This window comes from Pseudoalteromonas sp. AOP31-A2-14 (assembly GCF_052378035.1).
Taxonomy (GTDB): domain Bacteria; phylum Pseudomonadota; class Gammaproteobacteria; order Enterobacterales; family Alteromonadaceae; genus Pseudoalteromonas.
The window spans coordinates 1,543,678-1,560,634 of sequence record NZ_JBQSXI010000001.1 but is presented as its reverse complement, the minus strand read 5'-3'; the positions used below and the strand labels follow the sequence as shown (position 1 = coordinate 1,560,634).

At 39.7% G+C, this 16,957-nt stretch carries 16 protein-coding genes and 1 pseudogene; 5 read left to right on the top strand and 12 right to left on the bottom strand.

The genetic code is table 11. The annotated features are described in order from the left end of the window. The first annotated feature begins 213 nt into the window (after positions 1 to 213). The gene (locus ACT3S9_RS07275; RefSeq protein ID WP_441834793.1) at positions 214 to 735 is read left to right on the top strand and encodes a TetR/AcrR family transcriptional regulator; all 522 of its coding nucleotides are present in this window, start codon (positions 214 to 216) and stop codon (positions 733 to 735) included. Between the two features lie 251 nt (positions 736 to 986). On the opposite strand, the gene ACT3S9_RS07270 is transcribed toward ACT3S9_RS07275, so the two are convergent. Further along, on the bottom strand, positions 987 to 1,523 hold the full coding sequence (locus ACT3S9_RS07270; protein ID WP_441834792.1) for a GNAT family N-acetyltransferase: 537 nt from the start codon (positions 1,521 to 1,523) through the stop codon (positions 987 to 989). A gap of 31 nt (positions 1,524 to 1,554) precedes the next feature. Here ACT3S9_RS07270 and ACT3S9_RS07265 point away from each other — a divergent pair, with 31 nt between their 5' ends. Beyond that, positions 1,555 to 1,752, top strand: a complete 198-nt coding sequence (locus ACT3S9_RS07265; RefSeq protein ID WP_441834791.1) for a hypothetical protein — start codon at positions 1,555 to 1,557, stop codon at positions 1,750 to 1,752. Between the two features lie 89 nt (positions 1,753 to 1,841). Here ACT3S9_RS07265 and ACT3S9_RS07260 read toward each other — a convergent pair whose 3' ends face one another. Together ACT3S9_RS07260 and ACT3S9_RS07255 are read right to left on the bottom strand one after the other, a co-directional pair. Continuing rightward, on the bottom strand, positions 1,842 to 2,819 hold the full coding sequence (locus ACT3S9_RS07260; protein WP_441834790.1) for a hypothetical protein: 978 nt from the start codon (positions 2,817 to 2,819) through the stop codon (positions 1,842 to 1,844). Positions 2,820 to 2,972: 153 nt separating this feature from the next. Continuing rightward, positions 2,973 to 3,573 (bottom strand): annotated as a pseudogene (locus ACT3S9_RS07255) (DDE-type integrase/transposase/recombinase); the annotation flags it as partial. A 402-nt stretch (positions 3,574 to 3,975) separates the two neighbouring features. Here ACT3S9_RS07255 and gloA point away from each other — a divergent pair. Continuing rightward, positions 3,976 to 4,503, top strand: a complete 528-nt coding sequence (gene gloA, locus ACT3S9_RS07250; protein ID WP_441834789.1) for a lactoylglutathione lyase — start codon at positions 3,976 to 3,978, stop codon at positions 4,501 to 4,503. Positions 4,504 to 4,579: 76 nt separating this feature from the next. Here gloA and htpX read toward each other — a convergent pair whose 3' ends face one another. From htpX to bioB, 5 genes are all read right to left on the bottom strand, one after another. Then, positions 4,580 to 5,440: a protease HtpX gene (htpX, locus tag ACT3S9_RS07245; RefSeq protein WP_441834788.1), complete on the bottom strand. Its 861-nt coding sequence runs from the start codon at positions 5,438 to 5,440 to the stop codon at positions 4,580 to 4,582. A gap of 102 nt (positions 5,441 to 5,542) precedes the next feature. Continuing rightward, positions 5,543 to 6,226 (bottom strand): dethiobiotin synthase, encoded by a 684-nt coding sequence (bioD, locus tag ACT3S9_RS07240; RefSeq protein ID WP_441834787.1) that lies wholly within the window; start codon positions 6,224 to 6,226, stop codon positions 5,543 to 5,545. Between the two features lie 36 nt (positions 6,227 to 6,262). Then, positions 6,263 to 7,144: a methyltransferase domain-containing protein gene (locus tag ACT3S9_RS07235; protein WP_441834786.1), complete on the bottom strand. Its 882-nt coding sequence runs from the start codon at positions 7,142 to 7,144 to the stop codon at positions 6,263 to 6,265. Further along, positions 7,141 to 8,295 carry an aminotransferase class I/II-fold pyridoxal phosphate-dependent enzyme gene (locus ACT3S9_RS07230; RefSeq protein ID WP_441834785.1) on the bottom strand — a complete coding sequence of 385 codons (1,155 nt, stop codon included), beginning with the start codon at positions 8,293 to 8,295 and terminating at the stop codon, positions 7,141 to 7,143. The genes ACT3S9_RS07235 and ACT3S9_RS07230 overlap by 4 nt, the downstream gene beginning before the upstream one ends. A gap of 20 nt (positions 8,296 to 8,315) precedes the next feature. Continuing rightward, positions 8,316 to 9,356, bottom strand: a complete 1,041-nt coding sequence (gene bioB, locus ACT3S9_RS07225) for a biotin synthase BioB (protein WP_441834784.1) — start codon at positions 9,354 to 9,356, stop codon at positions 8,316 to 8,318. A gap of 93 nt (positions 9,357 to 9,449) precedes the next feature. Between bioB and bioA the strand changes: the two genes are divergently transcribed. Then, complete coding sequence (gene bioA, locus ACT3S9_RS07220; RefSeq protein ID WP_441834783.1) at positions 9,450 to 10,742, top strand: adenosylmethionine--8-amino-7-oxononanoate transaminase; 1,293 nt, start codon at positions 9,450 to 9,452, stop codon at positions 10,740 to 10,742. Between the two features lie 62 nt (positions 10,743 to 10,804). Here bioA and ACT3S9_RS07215 read toward each other — a convergent pair whose 3' ends face one another. Continuing rightward, positions 10,805 to 11,239 (bottom strand): AAA family ATPase, encoded by a 435-nt coding sequence (locus tag ACT3S9_RS07215; protein ID WP_441834782.1) that lies wholly within the window; start codon positions 11,237 to 11,239, stop codon positions 10,805 to 10,807. 255 nt (positions 11,240 to 11,494) lie between these two features. Between ACT3S9_RS07215 and asnS the strand changes: the two genes are divergently transcribed. Further along, positions 11,495 to 12,892: an asparagine--tRNA ligase gene (gene asnS, locus ACT3S9_RS07210; RefSeq protein ID WP_441834781.1), complete on the top strand. Its 1,398-nt coding sequence runs from the start codon at positions 11,495 to 11,497 to the stop codon at positions 12,890 to 12,892. A gap of 189 nt (positions 12,893 to 13,081) precedes the next feature. Here asnS and ltrA read toward each other — a convergent pair whose 3' ends face one another. The 3 genes from ltrA to ACT3S9_RS07195 all read right to left on the bottom strand — a co-directional run bounded on the left by ltrA (position 13,082) and on the right by ACT3S9_RS07195 (position 16,833). Further along, entirely contained in the window at positions 13,082 to 14,356 is a 1,275-nt protein-coding gene (ltrA, locus tag ACT3S9_RS07205) for a group II intron reverse transcriptase/maturase (protein ID WP_086960535.1), read from the bottom strand. A gap of 800 nt (positions 14,357 to 15,156) precedes the next feature. Further along, on the bottom strand, positions 15,157 to 16,083 hold the full coding sequence (locus ACT3S9_RS07200; protein WP_444750851.1) for an electron transfer flavoprotein subunit alpha/FixB family protein: 927 nt from the start codon (positions 16,081 to 16,083) through the stop codon (positions 15,157 to 15,159). Further along, positions 16,084 to 16,833, bottom strand: coding sequence for an electron transfer flavoprotein subunit beta/FixA family protein (locus ACT3S9_RS07195; RefSeq protein ID WP_444750850.1), 750 nt, complete (start codon positions 16,831 to 16,833; stop codon positions 16,084 to 16,086). Between the last annotated feature and the right edge of the window lie 124 nt (positions 16,834 to 16,957).

Genomic DNA, 16,957 nt, shown 5'->3' with positions numbered 1-16,957 from the left:
ACCCTCCAACGGGTAAAAACAAAATAATATTGCGCGCAATTTTAAACTAAACCACTGCGTCATGCCATGAAAGATTAGCTTAAGCACATATAACAAATAAAAAATAAAATTTTGCGATTCACAAAATAGCTTCTACACTTAATGAGCGTGCTCATAAATTAAAATGAGCGCAGTCATTTTTTATTTTATAATTAAAATACAAGGAGATATAAAATGAAAAAGAAAGAACAAACGCGGGAACGTATATTACAACATGCTTGGCAATTATTCACTAATAACGGTTACGAGAACACCTCGACACGAGAAATATCACAATCAGTAGGGATTGCGACTGGCACTTTGTTTAGCCACTTTGAAGTGAAGCTGGATATTTTACACGATTGCCTAAAGACACGATTTGAAGCAGTTGTTAAGCAAGCAAAAGAAACAGACTTTCATCGTTCAGCACGTATGAAGATAACCCACTACGGCCAGTATTTTTTTCAATTTTATTGTCAGCACTTAGCATTCTACCGACTACTGTTTAGTAATAAACTTTTCACCGATGGTTTTCAACAGCAGCAAGTTGCTTTGATGCGCGAATTAGTATTTGCCGACCAACCACAATTTAATAAAGTAAAAGCCGCTATCTTACTCGACTGCTATTTCATGACACTACTTTATGGATTATCAGAGCAAGAACCTACAACTAAATTAATGCTACATACATTGAGTCAAAAGGTTTCATTACTTTAAACGCTTATTTTCCATGAATGGACAGTGCAACAAACAATAAAAAACCACAAAATTGTAAATAATGCTAAGAGCAGATATTGCCTTAAGCGTTAACTACTTTGTACCAAACTGACCAACATTCTGACTTAAGAACCAAATACAATTATATACTAATCGACTTCCCTTTTATTAAATGTTTTTAAGAGCAACTCCGCTTTTATAAATAAAATACAATTTAGTATGATGTGTTCTTTTGGTGTGTGTAAGTCGTATTAAAGTAGCTTTTCCCATATCTTATTATTAAAAGTAAAACCTAACTTTTTGAGTAACGCAATACACGCAGCATTACCTGGTTTTACATCTGCATACACCGTGTTTATTTGATAGGCATGATGCTTAACCGTTTTAGATAATAATATGCTCACTGCCTTATGCATTATTCCCTTACCAAAAAACTCAGGGGCTAACTCAAACCCAACATAAGCACTTTGTGCCGCTTTATTTATATTAAATAGCCCTATACTTCCGACTACTTGCCCTGTTAAGTTAAATACAATAACAAAACGTGAGCCTTCTAGTTTATAGGCACGTTCAATATCACCTTGAATTAAGTCTCTTACATCCCCTTTAGTGATTGTCAGTGGGTAATCGTTAAATTCTTGTACCAATGGGTTTTGTAAGATATCCCAAATAGCTTGGCAATCTTTATGGGAAACAAGTCGGAGGGAAATATCTGTCAACCCTGACATTTCATGCTGCACAATAAATTCTTCGTTTTTCTTTATGAACAACGAATATTGGCTTATCATAGCGCTACTTTCAAGAAAATAATAAGCTAATATGAGCGACGAATTTGAAGTAATTCAACCTACAACCACTGTTTATTGCCCCAACCGTGGAGAAGGCTGGACACTCACGGGGATCACCTCAATTGATGAATTTACATCAGTCATGTTTGATGGTGTAAGATACACCCTGCCAGCACGAGAAATTATCGAAGAGCTACTACCAAATCAAATAGCACGAAGTGCAAAGTAATCATAACAAAAATACAGCTTTCAAAAAGCCAGTACTCGCTGGCTTTTAAATTTGCGGTGGAAAATTAGGTTTAGTACTTACGGCCCACCTTATGGCATGTTGTTATATTTTTCTACTCTGTTTTTAATTAGATTTAATACAGAGCTGTGGAAATCATCCAACACATAATTAGCCCATAACGAACCATACCAATTTACTTTTGATGTCATTCTATAATTTGTAGTTAATGACAAATAAGCTACACCGTCAATAAGCTTAAGATCATACGAGCCGCTTTGAACATCAAAGTATTTATCACCTACCACGATATGAGTATCTAGCTCTGCGATACTCATAGACTTTTGATCTACAATAACTTCGTACGCCAATTTTTTGTTAACCTCTAGTTCAGTGATCTTTTCTTGAAAGTGAACACCTCGCTCCCAATGCAGCTCTCTTAGACCACCAACCTTTAACTCAGTAGTTGTAGCTGATAGTGGCTTAGGAATTCCAATAAAGTGAGATAAATTCCACGGTAATTCCTCTGGCTGTATATCTTGTATATTAGGTATTCCAGCCCATACTTGATCTAATGGTGCATTTATAGCAATCGTGTTACTTGAAGAATAAAATAAAGTCGGTGACTCTAAAGGCCTTTCAATTGGTGCGATAATAAGAGGCAAAATAGCAAAGCATGAAGCAACACCTGCATTAGTTTTTTCACAGTAATTTTTTCTTACATAACCTGCAACATATCCCCCCAAAGAAGACAATGGTAGATATAATGGTAACAACATAACTATACAAATTATTGTTTCCCATGCTAGTAAAATCGAAATAAGAGACCAACCTATAACAGGGAGCCAAGGATGTAATAATATGATTTTTTTATTTAAAGCCTGTTCTTTTGTAAGAAAAAGTACCGTTATAATTCCGACTGAAATAGGAAAAATAACTAACATTGCAATTGATACAAACTCTAAAAAGTTAACTGAATATTTTTCACCAATCGAAAACAGGTAATAAAATATAATTGCATATATAATTCCTCCCAAAAAACCAGCGATGCTACCTCGATAATTGCGCAAGAATTCTCCTAAAAATAAAAAATGATATGAATCGTCTCGAGTTCATCGGAGACCAGTTTGTTTAAGTCAGGCCACTTTACCTGACTGGTTTAAATTATCATAGAAGTTTGCTTCATATTGAGCTGGTGAAACATACCCAATTGAAGAGTATTACCGTTGATTATTAGACCAACTCAACCATTCTAAGGTTGCATATTCAACAGTATCAGCATTTTTCCACGGGCCATTCCTGTAAATAATTTTTGTTTTAAATAAACCATTAATCGTTTAATCCACTGCATTGTTAAAAGAGCCACCTACATTCCCATAGACGCTTGAATTCCAGCTTCAGAGAATCGAATTGTGTATATTACATACAAATATTGACAGATTCTGTCGCTATGGTGAGTTAACCCCTCGGGATTGCCACTATGTGCTAAATAGCTTGCTCTAACGCATCAAAAATAAGTTCTACACGCCAACCTACAATGTACCGTGAAAAAACATCGATCACGAAAGCGACGTAAACAAAGCCACTCCATGTCGCAACATATATAATATCAGGTACCCAAAGCTGATTTGGCTGCTCAGTTAGAAAGGCGCTCAGGCTCTGTTTTCATCTGTTTATGGGAATAATACCTTGATGGTGCAATCTGTAATTCCTTGCAAATTAACTCGACACCAGTTTGCGGTCTAGCTCCGCTTGGGCGAAAAAAGCAGCGGTTTTCCTCAAGATACCATTCGTTGACTTAAGCTCTTTATTCTCGCGCTTCAGATTAAGTGTTAAAAAATGTTTTAGACGATTGAGCTTGAGACTGCTTGACCCATGCTCTAAGTGTTTCTGGTGTAAATCCCAGTTTATCTGAAATCGACACTAGCGCAGCAGCACAAAGAGAGGGGGATTATTAAACGCTTCGTTCATTTTCATAGGGTCACTATTATTATCGTTATCCATTTTTGTATTAAAGTAATTTTATAAAACAATGCATCTTCGCTCTCACACAAAGTACTGTATATAAACTTAGTAAATGCTAGTTTAAGCACTTTTGTATAAAAATATCACCGTAATAGAATCTGCATTGCAGCAGGTGGTTTTAATTTAGCTTGGTGTTGATTATCATGCAGTAACAATGGATCACATACAGTTTCGCTTTTTAATTCTCATTAAGGTACCACTATGTCTAACTATAACGAATCGCCAGAACAAGTTGCAGAATCTACACAAGGCTACGTAATGCAACAAACGATGTTACGTATTAAAGACCCAAAACCTTCATTAGCGTTTTATCAAGATGTTTTAGGAATGAAACTATTAGGTAAGTATGATTTTCCTGATATGGAGTTTACCCTGTACTTTTTAGGCTATGAGCAAGAACTACCAAAGGGTGATGATAAAACTAAAACAGAGTGGGTATTTCGCCGCCCTGCACTCATTGAACTCACCCATAACTGGGGCACTGAAAATGACGACAGTTTTGCCGGCTATCATAGTGGCAACCAAGAGCCTAAAGGTTTTGGCCACATTGGTATTAGCGTACCCGATGTATATAACGCCTGCGAGCGGTTTGCAAAATACGATGTGGAGTTTGTTAAAAAGCCAGACGATGGCTCAATGAAAGGCTTAGCCTTTATTAAGGACCCTGACGGTTACTGGATTGAGATATTATCAGCCGAAGGCATTACTGAGATTATTCAATCTCAATAATATTTAAGTTTGCACATAGTTAAAAGCCAGCTTAAGCGCTGGCTTTTTAGAATACTTTATCAAATAAGGCTTTTACTTAACGTAGTGCGTTTATTCGTGCGTCGAGCGATGGATGAGATGAAAATAACTCAGCCATACCTTTACCACTGGCTATACCAAATGCCATCATTGAACCTTTTAATTGCGATGGGTGGTTTTGCTTTAAACGCTCAAGTGCTGAGCGCATTTTGTCACCACCGACTAATTTTGCAGCGCCTCTGTCGGCAACAAATTCACGTTTTCGACTATAATGCGCCACCACAACGCTTGCAAGTACACCAAATAATACCTGAAATAACATATCAAATAGGAAATAAGTCCAGCTACTGCCGCCCTCCTCCTCATTGCTGTTAATAAAGTTATCTACTATTCCCGCCAATACTTTTGCAGCAAAAATAACAAAAGTATTTACTACACCTTGTATTAGTGTAAGCGTAACCATGTCGCCATTCGCAATGTGTGAGACTTCGTGCGCAAGTACCGCTTCGATTTGCTCTTGGTTCATGTTGTGCATTAAGCCTGTACTTACTGCCACCAGCGAATTTTTTTTACTTGGACCCGTTGCAAATGCATTCATTTCCGGGCTGTCGTAAATAGCGACTTCTGGCATTTTAATATCGGCCTGTTTAGCTTGCGCCGCTACGGTATTAATAAGCCATTGTTCGGTTTCGTTACGAGGATGAGTAATAACATGTGCACCGGTTGATTTTTTAGCTATCCATTTCGACATAAATAACGAAATAAACGAACCACCAAAACCAAATACTGCAGCAATAAGTAGTATGCCGCCTAAGCTACGATGGCTCAGACCCAGCACACTCATTATTATTGAAAGCACCACACCTAATACCAACATAACCGCTAGGTTAGTTAATAAAAACAAAAATATACGTTTCATTCGAGTTCTCCAAAAATAACATTTATTGCTGAGTGATTGATAGTTTGTCATGCTGTAGCAACCACTGCAGTATGACAAACTATGTCAAGGTGCAAGCGTTATTTATGGATTAATCGATAATTCTTTAAGCAAGGTTTTATAAATTTGTAATTTAGGTGTTTGCTCGGTATACGGGCTTATTGCAAGTAATGGAAAAGTTAAACGGTGCTTAAGTGAGTCAAGGTTTGCCTGGTACTCGGCCATATTAGAGTCAACTTGATTAGCGACCCAGCCTATACAGTTTACACCCATACTTTTCATATGTTCGGCTGTTAATATAGCATGATTTATACACCCCAGCTTTATCCCTACCACAAGTATAACCGGAATTTTCTCGGCTTTAACCCAGTCATATAAATACTCAGTATCATTAATGGGTAACGCCCAACCACCAGCGCCCTCTGTAAACAAGTAATCAGCCTCTTGCTGTTTTATATTTTGATACGCCGCGCTTAGCTTTGCAACGCTCAGCGTCACTCCCGCTTGTTGTGCTGCTATATGCGGGGCAATGGGCGGTGAAAATGCAAACGGATTAATAATATCGTAATTGGCGCTAACGGTTGCGCTTTCCATTAACATTAGGGCATCTGCATTAACGAGTTGATCAAACGCCATTTCGCAGCCAGAGGCTATAGGCTTAAAACCAATTGCACGCTTTTTGTGCTGAGCAAGCAATTTTAATAGCAAACTAGTTACGTGAGTTTTACCGGCGTCGGTATCGGTGCCGGTAATAAAAAATGAGTGCATGCGCTGCCTTTGTATTTTATTAAATTTTTGCTGTTTTTAATGAGACTTTTCTAACGACATCAATAACACATGGTAAGAAACATGCGCTTTACTGTTTATCAGCGGGTAAGCATTGCATACCCTTTGTAGCGCTTGTTTAGTTAATAAACCAGGGCGATGAGTTGTTTGGTTTTGGGCGGTGGCACCAATAGCCTTAATTGACCGAATAGCCTGTATTGGAGATGCAAATTGGTCGGTATATACAACAGTTTTGGTACTATTTATCTTAAACCCTGCCTTTTCGACCGATTGGTTTATATTATGCTTACTTTGAAAATGATTAATATGACTGTGAAGATCAAGTACTGCAAACGCCGTTTTTATTTCATGAAGTGAGCCTTCAACTACCGTACTTATGAACGCCTGCCCACCTGATTTTAATGCTTTATAAACTCCCTGTATCAGCCTTTCAAAATCAGCCGACCACTGCACCGCAAAATTACTAAAAATAACATCAATACTATTTTCATGTAGCGGTAAATTATCCATGTCAGCGCAAATACGCGGCGCGGTCAGCATACTACTTTGCAGCATATTTAAACTTAAATCCATTGCAATCACCTGCTTAAACATGCTCTGTAAAGTTTTCGTGTTACAAAGTGGCCCTGCACCGATATCAATGCACAGTTTGTCTTTAGTTTGGGGTGTTACAGGGATTAATTTAAATAAGTCGAGCGCAGCCTGTTTTTGTACATTGGCATGCTCAACATAGTTATTTGCTGCATGTGAAAACCTACGCTGAGTATTAGCTTTTAATACTTCTGAGGCTAAACGACCTGATTGAGTCGTAATGGGTGCTTTTATTACTTCTTTTATAGGTGATGAATTTTTAAATGATGATTTTTTAAAAGATGTATTAATCGCCTGCGGGTTTATCATGTAATAGCCTTTTGTAAGCTGCTGACTAATGTAACTATGTCGCTTTCGGTATGCGCCGCAGTTAATGTAATACGTAGCCTTGCTGTATTATGCTGTACCGTAGGTGGGCGAATTGCCGTGAGCCATATTCCTTGTTGTTTTAATTGCTCGCTAACTTGTAAGGTCTGATCGGCGCAGCCTAAAACAATGGGTTGAATGGCCGTATTTGAAGGAAGAACAGATATATTGTACTTACTAGCTAAATGTTTAAACGTGGTAATATTGGCGTTTAACTTTTTTCTCTGCTCATTCGCGTTTCTTATCGCTTTAATACGCGCTAATGTTTGGCACGCAATAAGCGGCGACATCGCTGTTGAAAACGTGTAGTCACGGTTGTATTGCAGCATATAATCAATAAACGCGTCTGACCCTAAAACACACGCGCCACTACTTGCAGCTGCTTTGCCAAAGGTGATCACCAGTATGTCTGGCATTAGTTCATCAGCAATAAAGGCCTCACAGCTGCCGAGCCCTGTTTTACCTAAAGTACCAAAGCCATGCGCATCGTCTATCATTAGCCATGCATTGTGTTGTTTGGCAAGCGTGAGTAACTCTTTCAGCGGGGCCTTATCGCCATCCATTGAAAACACCCCTTCACTCACAATCAATTTATGCTGTGCTTTAGATTTTTCGAGCCGAGAACGTAAATGGTTTATATCGTTATGGTTAAACCTTACTAAAGCGGCATTTGCATGCAACGCACCATCAATTAAACTGGCGTGATTTAACTTATCCTGGAAAATCGCACTGTGCTGAGCCACTTTTTTGTCTTGAAATAATGCCTTAATTATACTGCTATTAGCACTAAAACCAGAATTAAACAGCATGGCTGCTTGATACCCTAATTGGTGGCACAAGTACTGTTCAAGCTGATATTGAGATTGTTGATACCCCGTTACCAGCGCTGAGCTGTGGCTACCAAGAGCTGACGTTTTACTAGCCATTATGGGCTGTTCTGCGAAGCCTAAATAATCATTACTGGCAAAGTTAATATAGGTTTTATCAGCCACGGTGATTGTGCGTGCGCTTGTATGCTCAATCAAGTGGCGCGTGCGATTAAGTGCATTATCGCAGCGCGCTTGTAAATGACTATTTATAAAATCAAATGGCATAGAATACAATAAACTCTAACTTAAGCTTCGTAAAACAACTCAGATGTTGCCTTGTCTGCAACCTTTGATGCTAATGACGCTTCATGCGCTTCGTCTGAATAATCATGGCGCTGCTCTGGGTTCATGCCTAACTTTTTAATTAGGTTCATATCGGCATCTGCTTCTGGGTTTTCAGTAGTAAGTAACTTATCGCCATAAAATATAGAGTTTGCACCTGCAAAAAAGCACATTGATTGCATTTGTTCGTTCATTGCGTTGCGACCAGCAGATAAACGTACATAACTGTGCGGCATCATTATACGGGCCGTAGCAATGGTGCGGATAAACTCAAAATCATCTAAGTCTTCAACATTTTCAAGCGGTGTGCCTTTTACCTTTACCAACATGTTAATTGGCACACTTTCAGGCTGCTGTGGTAAATTAGCTAGTTGCATTAATAAACCAAAGCGATCTGAAGCTTGCTCCCCCATACCAACTATTCCGCCCGAACATACTTTCATACCTGCATCGCGTACATTACCTATGGTATCTAAACGATCTTCAAAGGTTCGAGTAGTTATAATTTGCTCATAATACTCTGGAGAGGTATCTAAATTGTGGTTGTAGTAATCAAGGCCCGCGGTACTCAATTCATGGGCTTTGTCATTATCAAGCATGCCTAAGGTCATACAGGTTTCAAGGCCTAGCTCTTTTACCTCTTTAACCATTCTAGAAATATACGGCATATCCCTGTCTTTAGGATCAGACCAAGCCGCCCCCATACAAAAACGAGTAGCGCCTTTTTCTTTTGCTAAACGTGCTTGTTCAACTACCTTATCAACTTCGATTAAACGCTCACGCTCTAAGTCAGTTCTATAATGTCCAGATTGCGGACAATATTTACAGTCTTCAGGGCAAGCACCGGTTTTGATTGATAACAATGTTGAAATTTGTATTTCGTTAGGATTAAAGTTTGTACGATGAACAGACGCAGCTTTAAACAGTAAATCGTTGAATGGCATTGTAAATAGTGCTTTAACCTCGCTATGGTTCCAATCGTGGCGAACAGGTGCTAGCTCCATAATAAGTCTCTTTATTTTGTAACGGTGATATTGGCTTTAGTCTACGTCTTGGCGTAACATTGTCAACAAACAAGAGCACAGTTGAGTTTACAAATGAACATAAATAAATCTATAGATCTAGATTTTGATCGCGAGCATATTTGGCACCCTTATACATCAATGACACACCCTCTGCCTGTATACCCAGTAACACATGCAATAGGTAATCGGCTGTATTTAGAAACTGGTGAAACACTTATAGATGGAATGGCCTCTTGGTGGAGTGCTATTCACGGTTACGGCCACCCTGTATTAAATGAAGCAATAACAAAGCAAGTGGCTAAAATGAGTCACGTTATGTTTGGGGGAATTACTCACCAACCTGCGGTAACGCTGTGTAAAAAATTAGTGTCTATGACTCCTGAAAAATTACAAAAAGTATTTTTAGCAGACAGTGGCTCGGTAAGTGTTGAAGTGGCGATAAAAATGGCCTTACAGTATTGGTTAAGCCAAGGTGTAACGACTAAACAAAAATTAATGACACCGTTTAAGGGCTACCATGGTGATACTTTTGCCGCTATGAGCGTATGCGATCCGGTTAATTCAATGCATAGCTTATATGAAGGCTTTTTACCTGAACATATTTTTGTACCTGCCCCCAAAAGCGCTTTTGCAAGTGATTATAATGAGCAAGAATCAACTCTATTAGCCGATTATTTTAAAAAGCACCACCATGAAGTGGCCGCCTTTATTATTGAGCCTATTGTACAAAATGCGGGCGGTATGAACTTTTATCACCCAAACTACCTTAAATCTGTTCGCAAACTTTGCGACCAATACGATGTACTTCTTATATGCGATGAAATAGCGACAGGATTTGGCCGCACTGGTAAGTTATTTGCTGTAGCTCACGCAAATATTCAACCTGATATTTTATGTATTGGTAAAGCACTTACTGGCGGTATGATGACGCTGTCTGCAACCTTAACAACCGATAAAGTCGCTATTGGTATCAGTGAAGGTGAAGCCGGTGTATTAATGCACGGGCCTACTTTTATGGGTAACCCACTTGCTTGCGCGGTAGCATGTGCAAGTATTGACTTACTGTTAGCACAAGATTGGCAAGCGCAAATAACACTTATAAATAGTGTGTTAAGCCACCAGCTTGAGCGATGTAACGAATTAAACGAAGTGGTTGATGTTAGAACACTTGGGGCAATTGGTGTTATAGAGCTAAACAGTAATGTAAATGTTGAAAAAATACAGCAGTACTTCAATAGCCAAGGTGTGTGGATACGCCCATTTGGGAAGCTTATTTACCTAATGCCACCGTATATAAGTAACGAGCAAGATTTAACGACTCTGTGTGATGCAATTTATAAAGCAATTAAAGGTAAGCATTACTAAAGTATAAATTAAACTACCAGCTAAAAAGGAAGCAAGAACTTCCTTTTATTAACCAATTTTGGTTACCACTCGAACATATAAGCCATTTTACTAAGCATTTTTAGCGGTACTTTGTGTTGATTTCGCTTAGCATAAAGATGCTGCAAAGATTTATCTTTGACCTCGCCAACTATCACTTCTTTTACCTGATAGCCTAATGCTTGAGCAGCTTGGGTATAGGCTATAAACTCCCACTTTTTGATATTCGTATTATCGACAATCACCAGCGGGATATTTTGGGCTAAGGAGTTTATAAAACGCGCCAAGTTTAAATTATGGTATTCGGAGAGTTTAAACTTATCAAAATGATAAACACCATCAGCGTTATAAAAGTAATCATCGGTTGCACAAATTACGTATTGACTTTGGTCGCCCTGCACCATTTCGTCAGCTAGGTTTTGCGCATAATAAGATTTACCCGCCCCTGGTAAACCACGAAGAATAAAGACTTGTTTCATAACACCTGTAAACTAATTTGATTGAGTTAACGTTTATTGATCTTTATCATGCCATAAAATAGTCAACTTTCGCAGTGACAATTTTAAATAACACCTAAATGCCGCTATTACTTGCTGATTTTTTCATCAAACTTATAAAAAATACCAAAGAGTTATCAACAGTAGTTTTTTTATTGGCTTTACAAAGGTAAGATAGGCGGTTCAAAGTGCAGTGCACATTATTAATGTTAGGCAACTTATATCATTGGAGTGAAGATGAGCCATTTAGCGATCTCAGAGCTATTAAAAGGCACGGTTGCGGAAGACAGCCAAGTAACAATTAAAGGCTGGATCCGTACTCGCCGCGATTCAAAAGCAGGAATTTCTTTTTTAGCCGTTCATGACGGTTCATGTTTTGATCCTATTCAAGCGGTAGTCCCTAATTCACTTAATAATTATGATGAAGTAACTCGCCTTACCGCTGGTTGTTCTGTCTCAGTAACGGGTGTTTTAGTTAAATCTGCTGGCCAAGGTCAATCATTTGAAATTCAGGCAAATACAATTGAGGTATTAGGTTGGGTAGAAAATCCAGATTCATACCCAATGTCGGCAAAGCGCCACAGTATTGAATACTTGCGTGAACACGCGCATTTACGTCCACGCACTAACATCATGGGCGCCGTAACACGTGTACGTAACTGTTTAGCACAAGCGATTCACCGCTTTTATCATGAACAAGGTTATTACTGGATAAGTACCCCAATCATCACCGCAAGTGACTGTGAAGGCGCAGGTGAAATGTTCCGTGTTTCAACCTTGGATATGCAAAACCTGCCGCGCACAGAGAAAGGGGCTGTTGATTACAGTGAAGACTTTTTCGGTAAAGAAGCATTTTTAACCGTATCAGGTCAGCTTAATGGTGAAACATACGCTTCAGCAATGTCAAAAATTTACACCTTTGGCCCAACGTTCCGTGCTGAAAACTCAAATACTTCACGCCACTTAGCCGAATTTTGGATGGTAGAGCCAGAAGTTGCCTTTGCCGATTTAGAAGATATCGCAAAACTTGCCGAAAATATGCTCAAATATGTATTCAATGCCGTACTTACAGAGCGACGCGATGATATGGAATTTTTTGCAAAACGTGTAGAGAAAACCGCCATTTCGCGTTTAGAAGAGTTTGTAGAAAAAGACTTCGCGCAAGTTGATTACACTGACGCCGTTGAAATCTTAAAAGCCTGTGGCAAAAAATTTGAATACGATGTTGAATGGGGTGTTGATTTACAGTCTGAACACGAGCGTTATTTAGCAGAAGAACATTTTAAAGCACCCGTGGTTATTAAAAATTACCCTCGCGATATAAAAGCATTTTACATGCGTCAAAATGAAGACGGTAAAACCGTAGCTGCTATGGATGTTGTTGCCCCTGGAATTGGCGAAATCATTGGTGGCTCACAACGTGAAGAACGTTTAGATGTACTTGATGCGCGTCTTGCAGAAATGGGCTTAAATAAAGAAGATTACAGCTGGTATCGCGACTTACGCAAATACGGTACCGTACCACATTCAGGCTTTGGTCTTGGGTTTGAGCGTTTAGTTGCTTATGTAACAGGTATGGGTAACGTACGTGATGTAATTGCCTTCCCTCGCACTAAAGGCAGTGCAACTTACTAAATTTTAGTAACTGAATAATTTTAAAATTAAAAACCAACCTTGAGTTGGTTTTTTTATACATAAAAGTCATTCAACACACTTTTAGCAACGGACATAATCGAGTAGGGTGAGGCTTATGCCTCATCCCTCTCACAGAACCGTACGTACGGACCTCGTATACGGCTCCTGTACCCTTCACATTTTATCAACTTATTTCCTAAACGCCGATAAAGCAAGCCATCCCGTATTCACTTTTTCTATTGGATATAAACCAAGCTCCTCAAACCATTGGTTTGGCATCGATACACAAGATAAAGGGCTTAGTGAGTTACGCCACGAGTTCATCTTAATGAACTTAAACGGTGGCTTTTTTCCTAACTGTTTTAGTCGTCGATGTAGCCTTGATGGCTTCTTCCACAACCTCAGCTGTATTGCCCTTAGTCTTCGTCTGATCCAACCTGCCAAGGCTTTTAGCTCTCGTTTACAATTGGCTATACTAAAATAATTTACAAAACCGCGCACAACTGGATTTAGCCGTTTTATTACTTCTGCTAAATTTATGCCGCCGTTACGTTTTGTTAATTGCTTCACTTTTTGTTTAAACCCGATGAGTTTTGATGCTTGTATCCGTGTCCACTGGCTACCTATCTCTACTCCCAAAAACTTCACTCCTTTGCTGCTATGAGCAATATGGGTTTTATTTTGGTTCACGGTTAATTTCAAGTCTCGCTCTAGTATCTGGGTGGATGCCTTAAGTGCTTCTTGCGCTGCTTTTTCTGTGCTGCACAAAATCAAGATATCATCTGCATACCTCACTATTCGGTGATTACGCTTTTTCATTTCTTGATCGAAAGCATCTAGGTAGATATTGGCCAATAACGGGCTAATTACGCCACCTTGTGGGCTTCCTATCGTACTAGCCTCCCAGTGTTCACCTATCATTACTCCGCTTTTTAAGAACTGATTAATCAGTTTTAAAATACTACCGTCCGTCACTTTGCGTCTAACACTCCTAATTATCAAAGCATGATCAAGCAGGTCAAAACACTTCGACAAATCCATGTCTACGACCCAGTCGCGATGGTATTTACGGATAAATACACTTGCTTTACTGATAGCGTCATGACAGCTTCGTTTCGGCCTATACCCATAACTCGATGGGTGAAAGTCGATGTCGAATATCGGTTGGAGTATGTTCAATAGTGTTTGTTGCACTATTCGGTCTCGAACTGCGGGGATACCTAGCATTCTGACACCGCCATCATCTTTGGGTATTTCCACCCGTTTGACAGGTTGTGCCCTATATTGCTTGGTTTGCAGCTCAAGTTGCAGTTGTTTTAAGTTTGCTTCTAAATTCAGGGCGAATGCGCCTACGGTCTGCCTATCTATTCCGGCCGCTCCTTTAGCTGCTTTCACTTTTTTGAATCCCTTGTACAGGTTATTAATGTCTAATAATTGTCCGTACAAGCTGTAGTAAACTGTCATTTTCTGCCTTTGCTTGCGGTATGTCTGCTCGTGTCACTCTACTTATCGCTGATTCTTCATGATGACATTAGGTGTGCTAGCCTTTTTTGGCAATCTGCCTAAGTGGTCAGTCATTACTCCATTGCTCGCCCTTCAATTCTCAGCGTCTACATTCCTGTTTGGCCGTCATATTTTGGCTATTTCCGTCGAAATACTTGTGAGCCGATAAACAAAAGTTCCCGTCTTTCATACGCTTAAAGAATACTTCCCCCCTTCGCAATCAATTAAAGCTTTTGGCTAAAGTTGACCCCATCAAACATAATGTTGATGGTCGGCTTGGTTTTCCCCTCCACACCATTACTGGCTTTCATCGGCCTAGCCTTACTCACTACTACGGGTTCATCTGCCACCTCACACCGACACTAAATCTTGGCTTTCACCTTGAATTTAGGCCACTTACTCTCATTAAGTTTAGATGCCAGGCTTCCCCAGTTACTGCACTGGCTCCCTGTTAGAAATCCCACCCTCAAGCACAGTATTGGTCTGACTAAGTATAGGGCGTTGCGCTATTTTGCACGCTGACCCACCAATACTGCCGAAACAGGTTACGGTTAGTTGTGTACCTCTAACTTCTTATGGCTTCCTTCAGACCCCACCGTTGGCCAGTGACGCCCTTGCCATTCAGATTATCTTCCCCTTAGTCAGGGTGATAAGGCATCTTTCAGCCTATCGGGTTTGCCAGCTTCGCTGGGCAAACAAAAAAGCTGCGCACCTAAATAGATGCAGCAGCTTTACAACCAGAATTTTTTCTTCATAAAGGTTTACAGTGCTTTTTCAAGCTCAGGTAGTACGTCAAATAAATCCGCGACTAAGCCATAATCAGCGACTTGAAAAATAGGTGCCTCAGGGTCTTTATTTATTGCAACAATCACTTTTGAGTCTTTCATTCCTGCAAGGTGCTGAATAGCGCCGCTGATACCTACTGCAATATATAAATCAGGTGCTACAATTTTACCTGTTTGCCCTACTTGCATGTCGTTAGGCACAAAACCCGCATCAACAGCTGCGCGCGATGCGCCAATAGCGGCGCCGAGTTTATCGGCAATCCCATTTAATAATGTAAAGTTTTCACCGTTTTGCATACCACGTCCGCCGGATATAACAACCGGAGCAGCGGTTAGCTCTAGACGCTCTGATTCTGTTTTCTCAACACTTAGAAATTCACTCAATGTTGATTCAATCACAGTATCAATTGCAATGATTGACGCTGTTGCTTGTTCGCTTGGTAAATCAAAACTACTCGCGCGTACCGTAATTACTTTTTTGCTATCTAGCGATTTAACCGTTGCAATCGCATTACCAGCATAAATTGGGCGTTTAAATGTATCTGCATCAATCACGTCTATAATTTCAGATATTTGTGCTACATCTAAAAGTGCAGCGACACGCGGCATAAAGTTTTTACCTGTTGTAGTGGCACTGGCTACCAAATTAGAGTAATCATCAGCTATTGATAACACTAAATCTGCCATATTCTCTGCTAATTGCTGAGCATATACGCTGTTATCTGCCACTAACACACTGTTTACCCCTGCAATAGTGGCAACTTGCTCACTCATCACCGATACTTTTTCACCAGCAATTAGAACATCTACAGGTAAACCAAGCTTTACAGCAGCATTAATCGTTTTGTTAGTTTCAGGTTTTAAAGCGCCGTTATCATGATCGGCTATTACTAATGTTTTCATTTAGATCACCTTCGCTTCAGATTTTAACTTCTCAACTAATGTCGCAACATCATCAACAATCACACCCGCTGAACGCTTTTGTGGCTCATTAACTTCAACCAATTGAATATGCGGAGTTAAATCTACACCAAGGCTGTCTGCTGCTATTACCTCAAGTGGTTTACGCTTTGCTTTCATAATATTAGGTAAAGACGCATAACGCGGTTCATTTAAGCGTAGATCAGTAGTCACGATAGCAGGAAGTTTAAGCGAAACTGTTTGTAGGCCGCCGTCGACTTCACGCGTTACATTAATAGTGCCATTTTGCACGTCTACTTTAGAAGCAAATGTCCCCTGCCCACGCTTTGTTAGTGCTGCCAGCATTTGACCAGTTTGATTGTTATCCGAATCAATTGACTGCTTACCTAAAATAACTATCTCTGGAGATTCTTGTTCAACAATTTTAGCGAGTAACTTGGCCACATGAAGAGATTCAAGTTTTTCATCAGTTTCAATGTGAATGGCTTTATCAGCGCCTAGGGCTAGTGCAGTACGCAACTGCTCTTGAGATGCTTTAGCGCCAATGGTAACAGCAACAACCTCGGTTGCAGTGCCCGCTTCTTTTAAACGGATTGCTTCTTCAATCGCAATTTCACAAAACGGATTCAAAGCCATTTTTACGTTAGCTAAGTCAACATCACTTCTGTCAGCTTTAACACGCGCTTTAACGTTGTAGTCAATCACTCTTTTAATTGGCACGAGAACTTTCATCTGAACTCCATTATCATTTTGAATTACAGGGTGACGTGAACGTCAACCTGTTTATTTTATAATTTTAGACTACTTCCTGTTGACGTAAACGTCAACCTAAAATAACCTTAAACTATTCATCACC

Bases quoted from the DNA above. Each gene is read 5' to 3' on its own strand.
- ACT3S9_RS07275 (WP_441834793.1), top strand. From the start codon at position 214: ATGAAAAAGAAAGAACAAACGCGGGAACGTATATTACAACATGCTTGG.
- ACT3S9_RS07270 (WP_441834792.1), bottom strand. From the start codon at position 1,523: ATGATAAGCCAATATTCGTTGTTCATAAAGAAAAACGAAGAATTTATT.
- ACT3S9_RS07265 (WP_441834791.1), top strand. From the start codon at position 1,555: ATGAGCGACGAATTTGAAGTAATTCAACCTACAACCACTGTTTATTGC.
- gloA (WP_441834789.1), top strand. From the start codon at position 3,976: ATGTCTAACTATAACGAATCGCCAGAACAAGTTGCAGAATCTACACAA.
- htpX (WP_441834788.1), bottom strand. From the start codon at position 5,440: ATGAAACGTATATTTTTGTTTTTATTAACTAACCTAGCGGTTATGTTG.
- bioD (WP_441834787.1), bottom strand. From the start codon at position 6,226: ATGCACTCATTTTTTATTACCGGCACCGATACCGACGCCGGTAAAACT.
- ACT3S9_RS07235 (WP_441834786.1), bottom strand. From the start codon at position 7,144: ATGATAAACCCGCAGGCGATTAATACATCTTTTAAAAAATCATCATTT.
- ACT3S9_RS07230 (WP_441834785.1), bottom strand. From the start codon at position 8,295: ATGCCATTTGATTTTATAAATAGTCATTTACAAGCGCGCTGCGATAAT.
- bioB (WP_441834784.1), bottom strand. From the start codon at position 9,356: ATGGAGCTAGCACCTGTTCGCCACGATTGGAACCATAGCGAGGTTAAA.
- bioA (WP_441834783.1), top strand. From the start codon at position 9,450: ATGAACATAAATAAATCTATAGATCTAGATTTTGATCGCGAGCATATT.
- ACT3S9_RS07215 (WP_441834782.1), bottom strand. From the start codon at position 11,239: ATGAAACAAGTCTTTATTCTTCGTGGTTTACCAGGGGCGGGTAAATCT.
- asnS (WP_441834781.1), top strand. From the start codon at position 11,495: ATGAGCCATTTAGCGATCTCAGAGCTATTAAAAGGCACGGTTGCGGAA.
- ltrA (WP_086960535.1), bottom strand. From the start codon at position 14,356: ATGACAGTTTACTACAGCTTGTACGGACAATTATTAGACATTAATAAC.
- ACT3S9_RS07200 (WP_444750851.1), bottom strand. From the start codon at position 16,083: ATGAAAACATTAGTAATAGCCGATCATGATAACGGCGCTTTAAAACCT.
- ACT3S9_RS07195 (WP_444750850.1), bottom strand. From the start codon at position 16,833: ATGAAAGTTCTCGTGCCAATTAAAAGAGTGATTGACTACAACGTTAAA.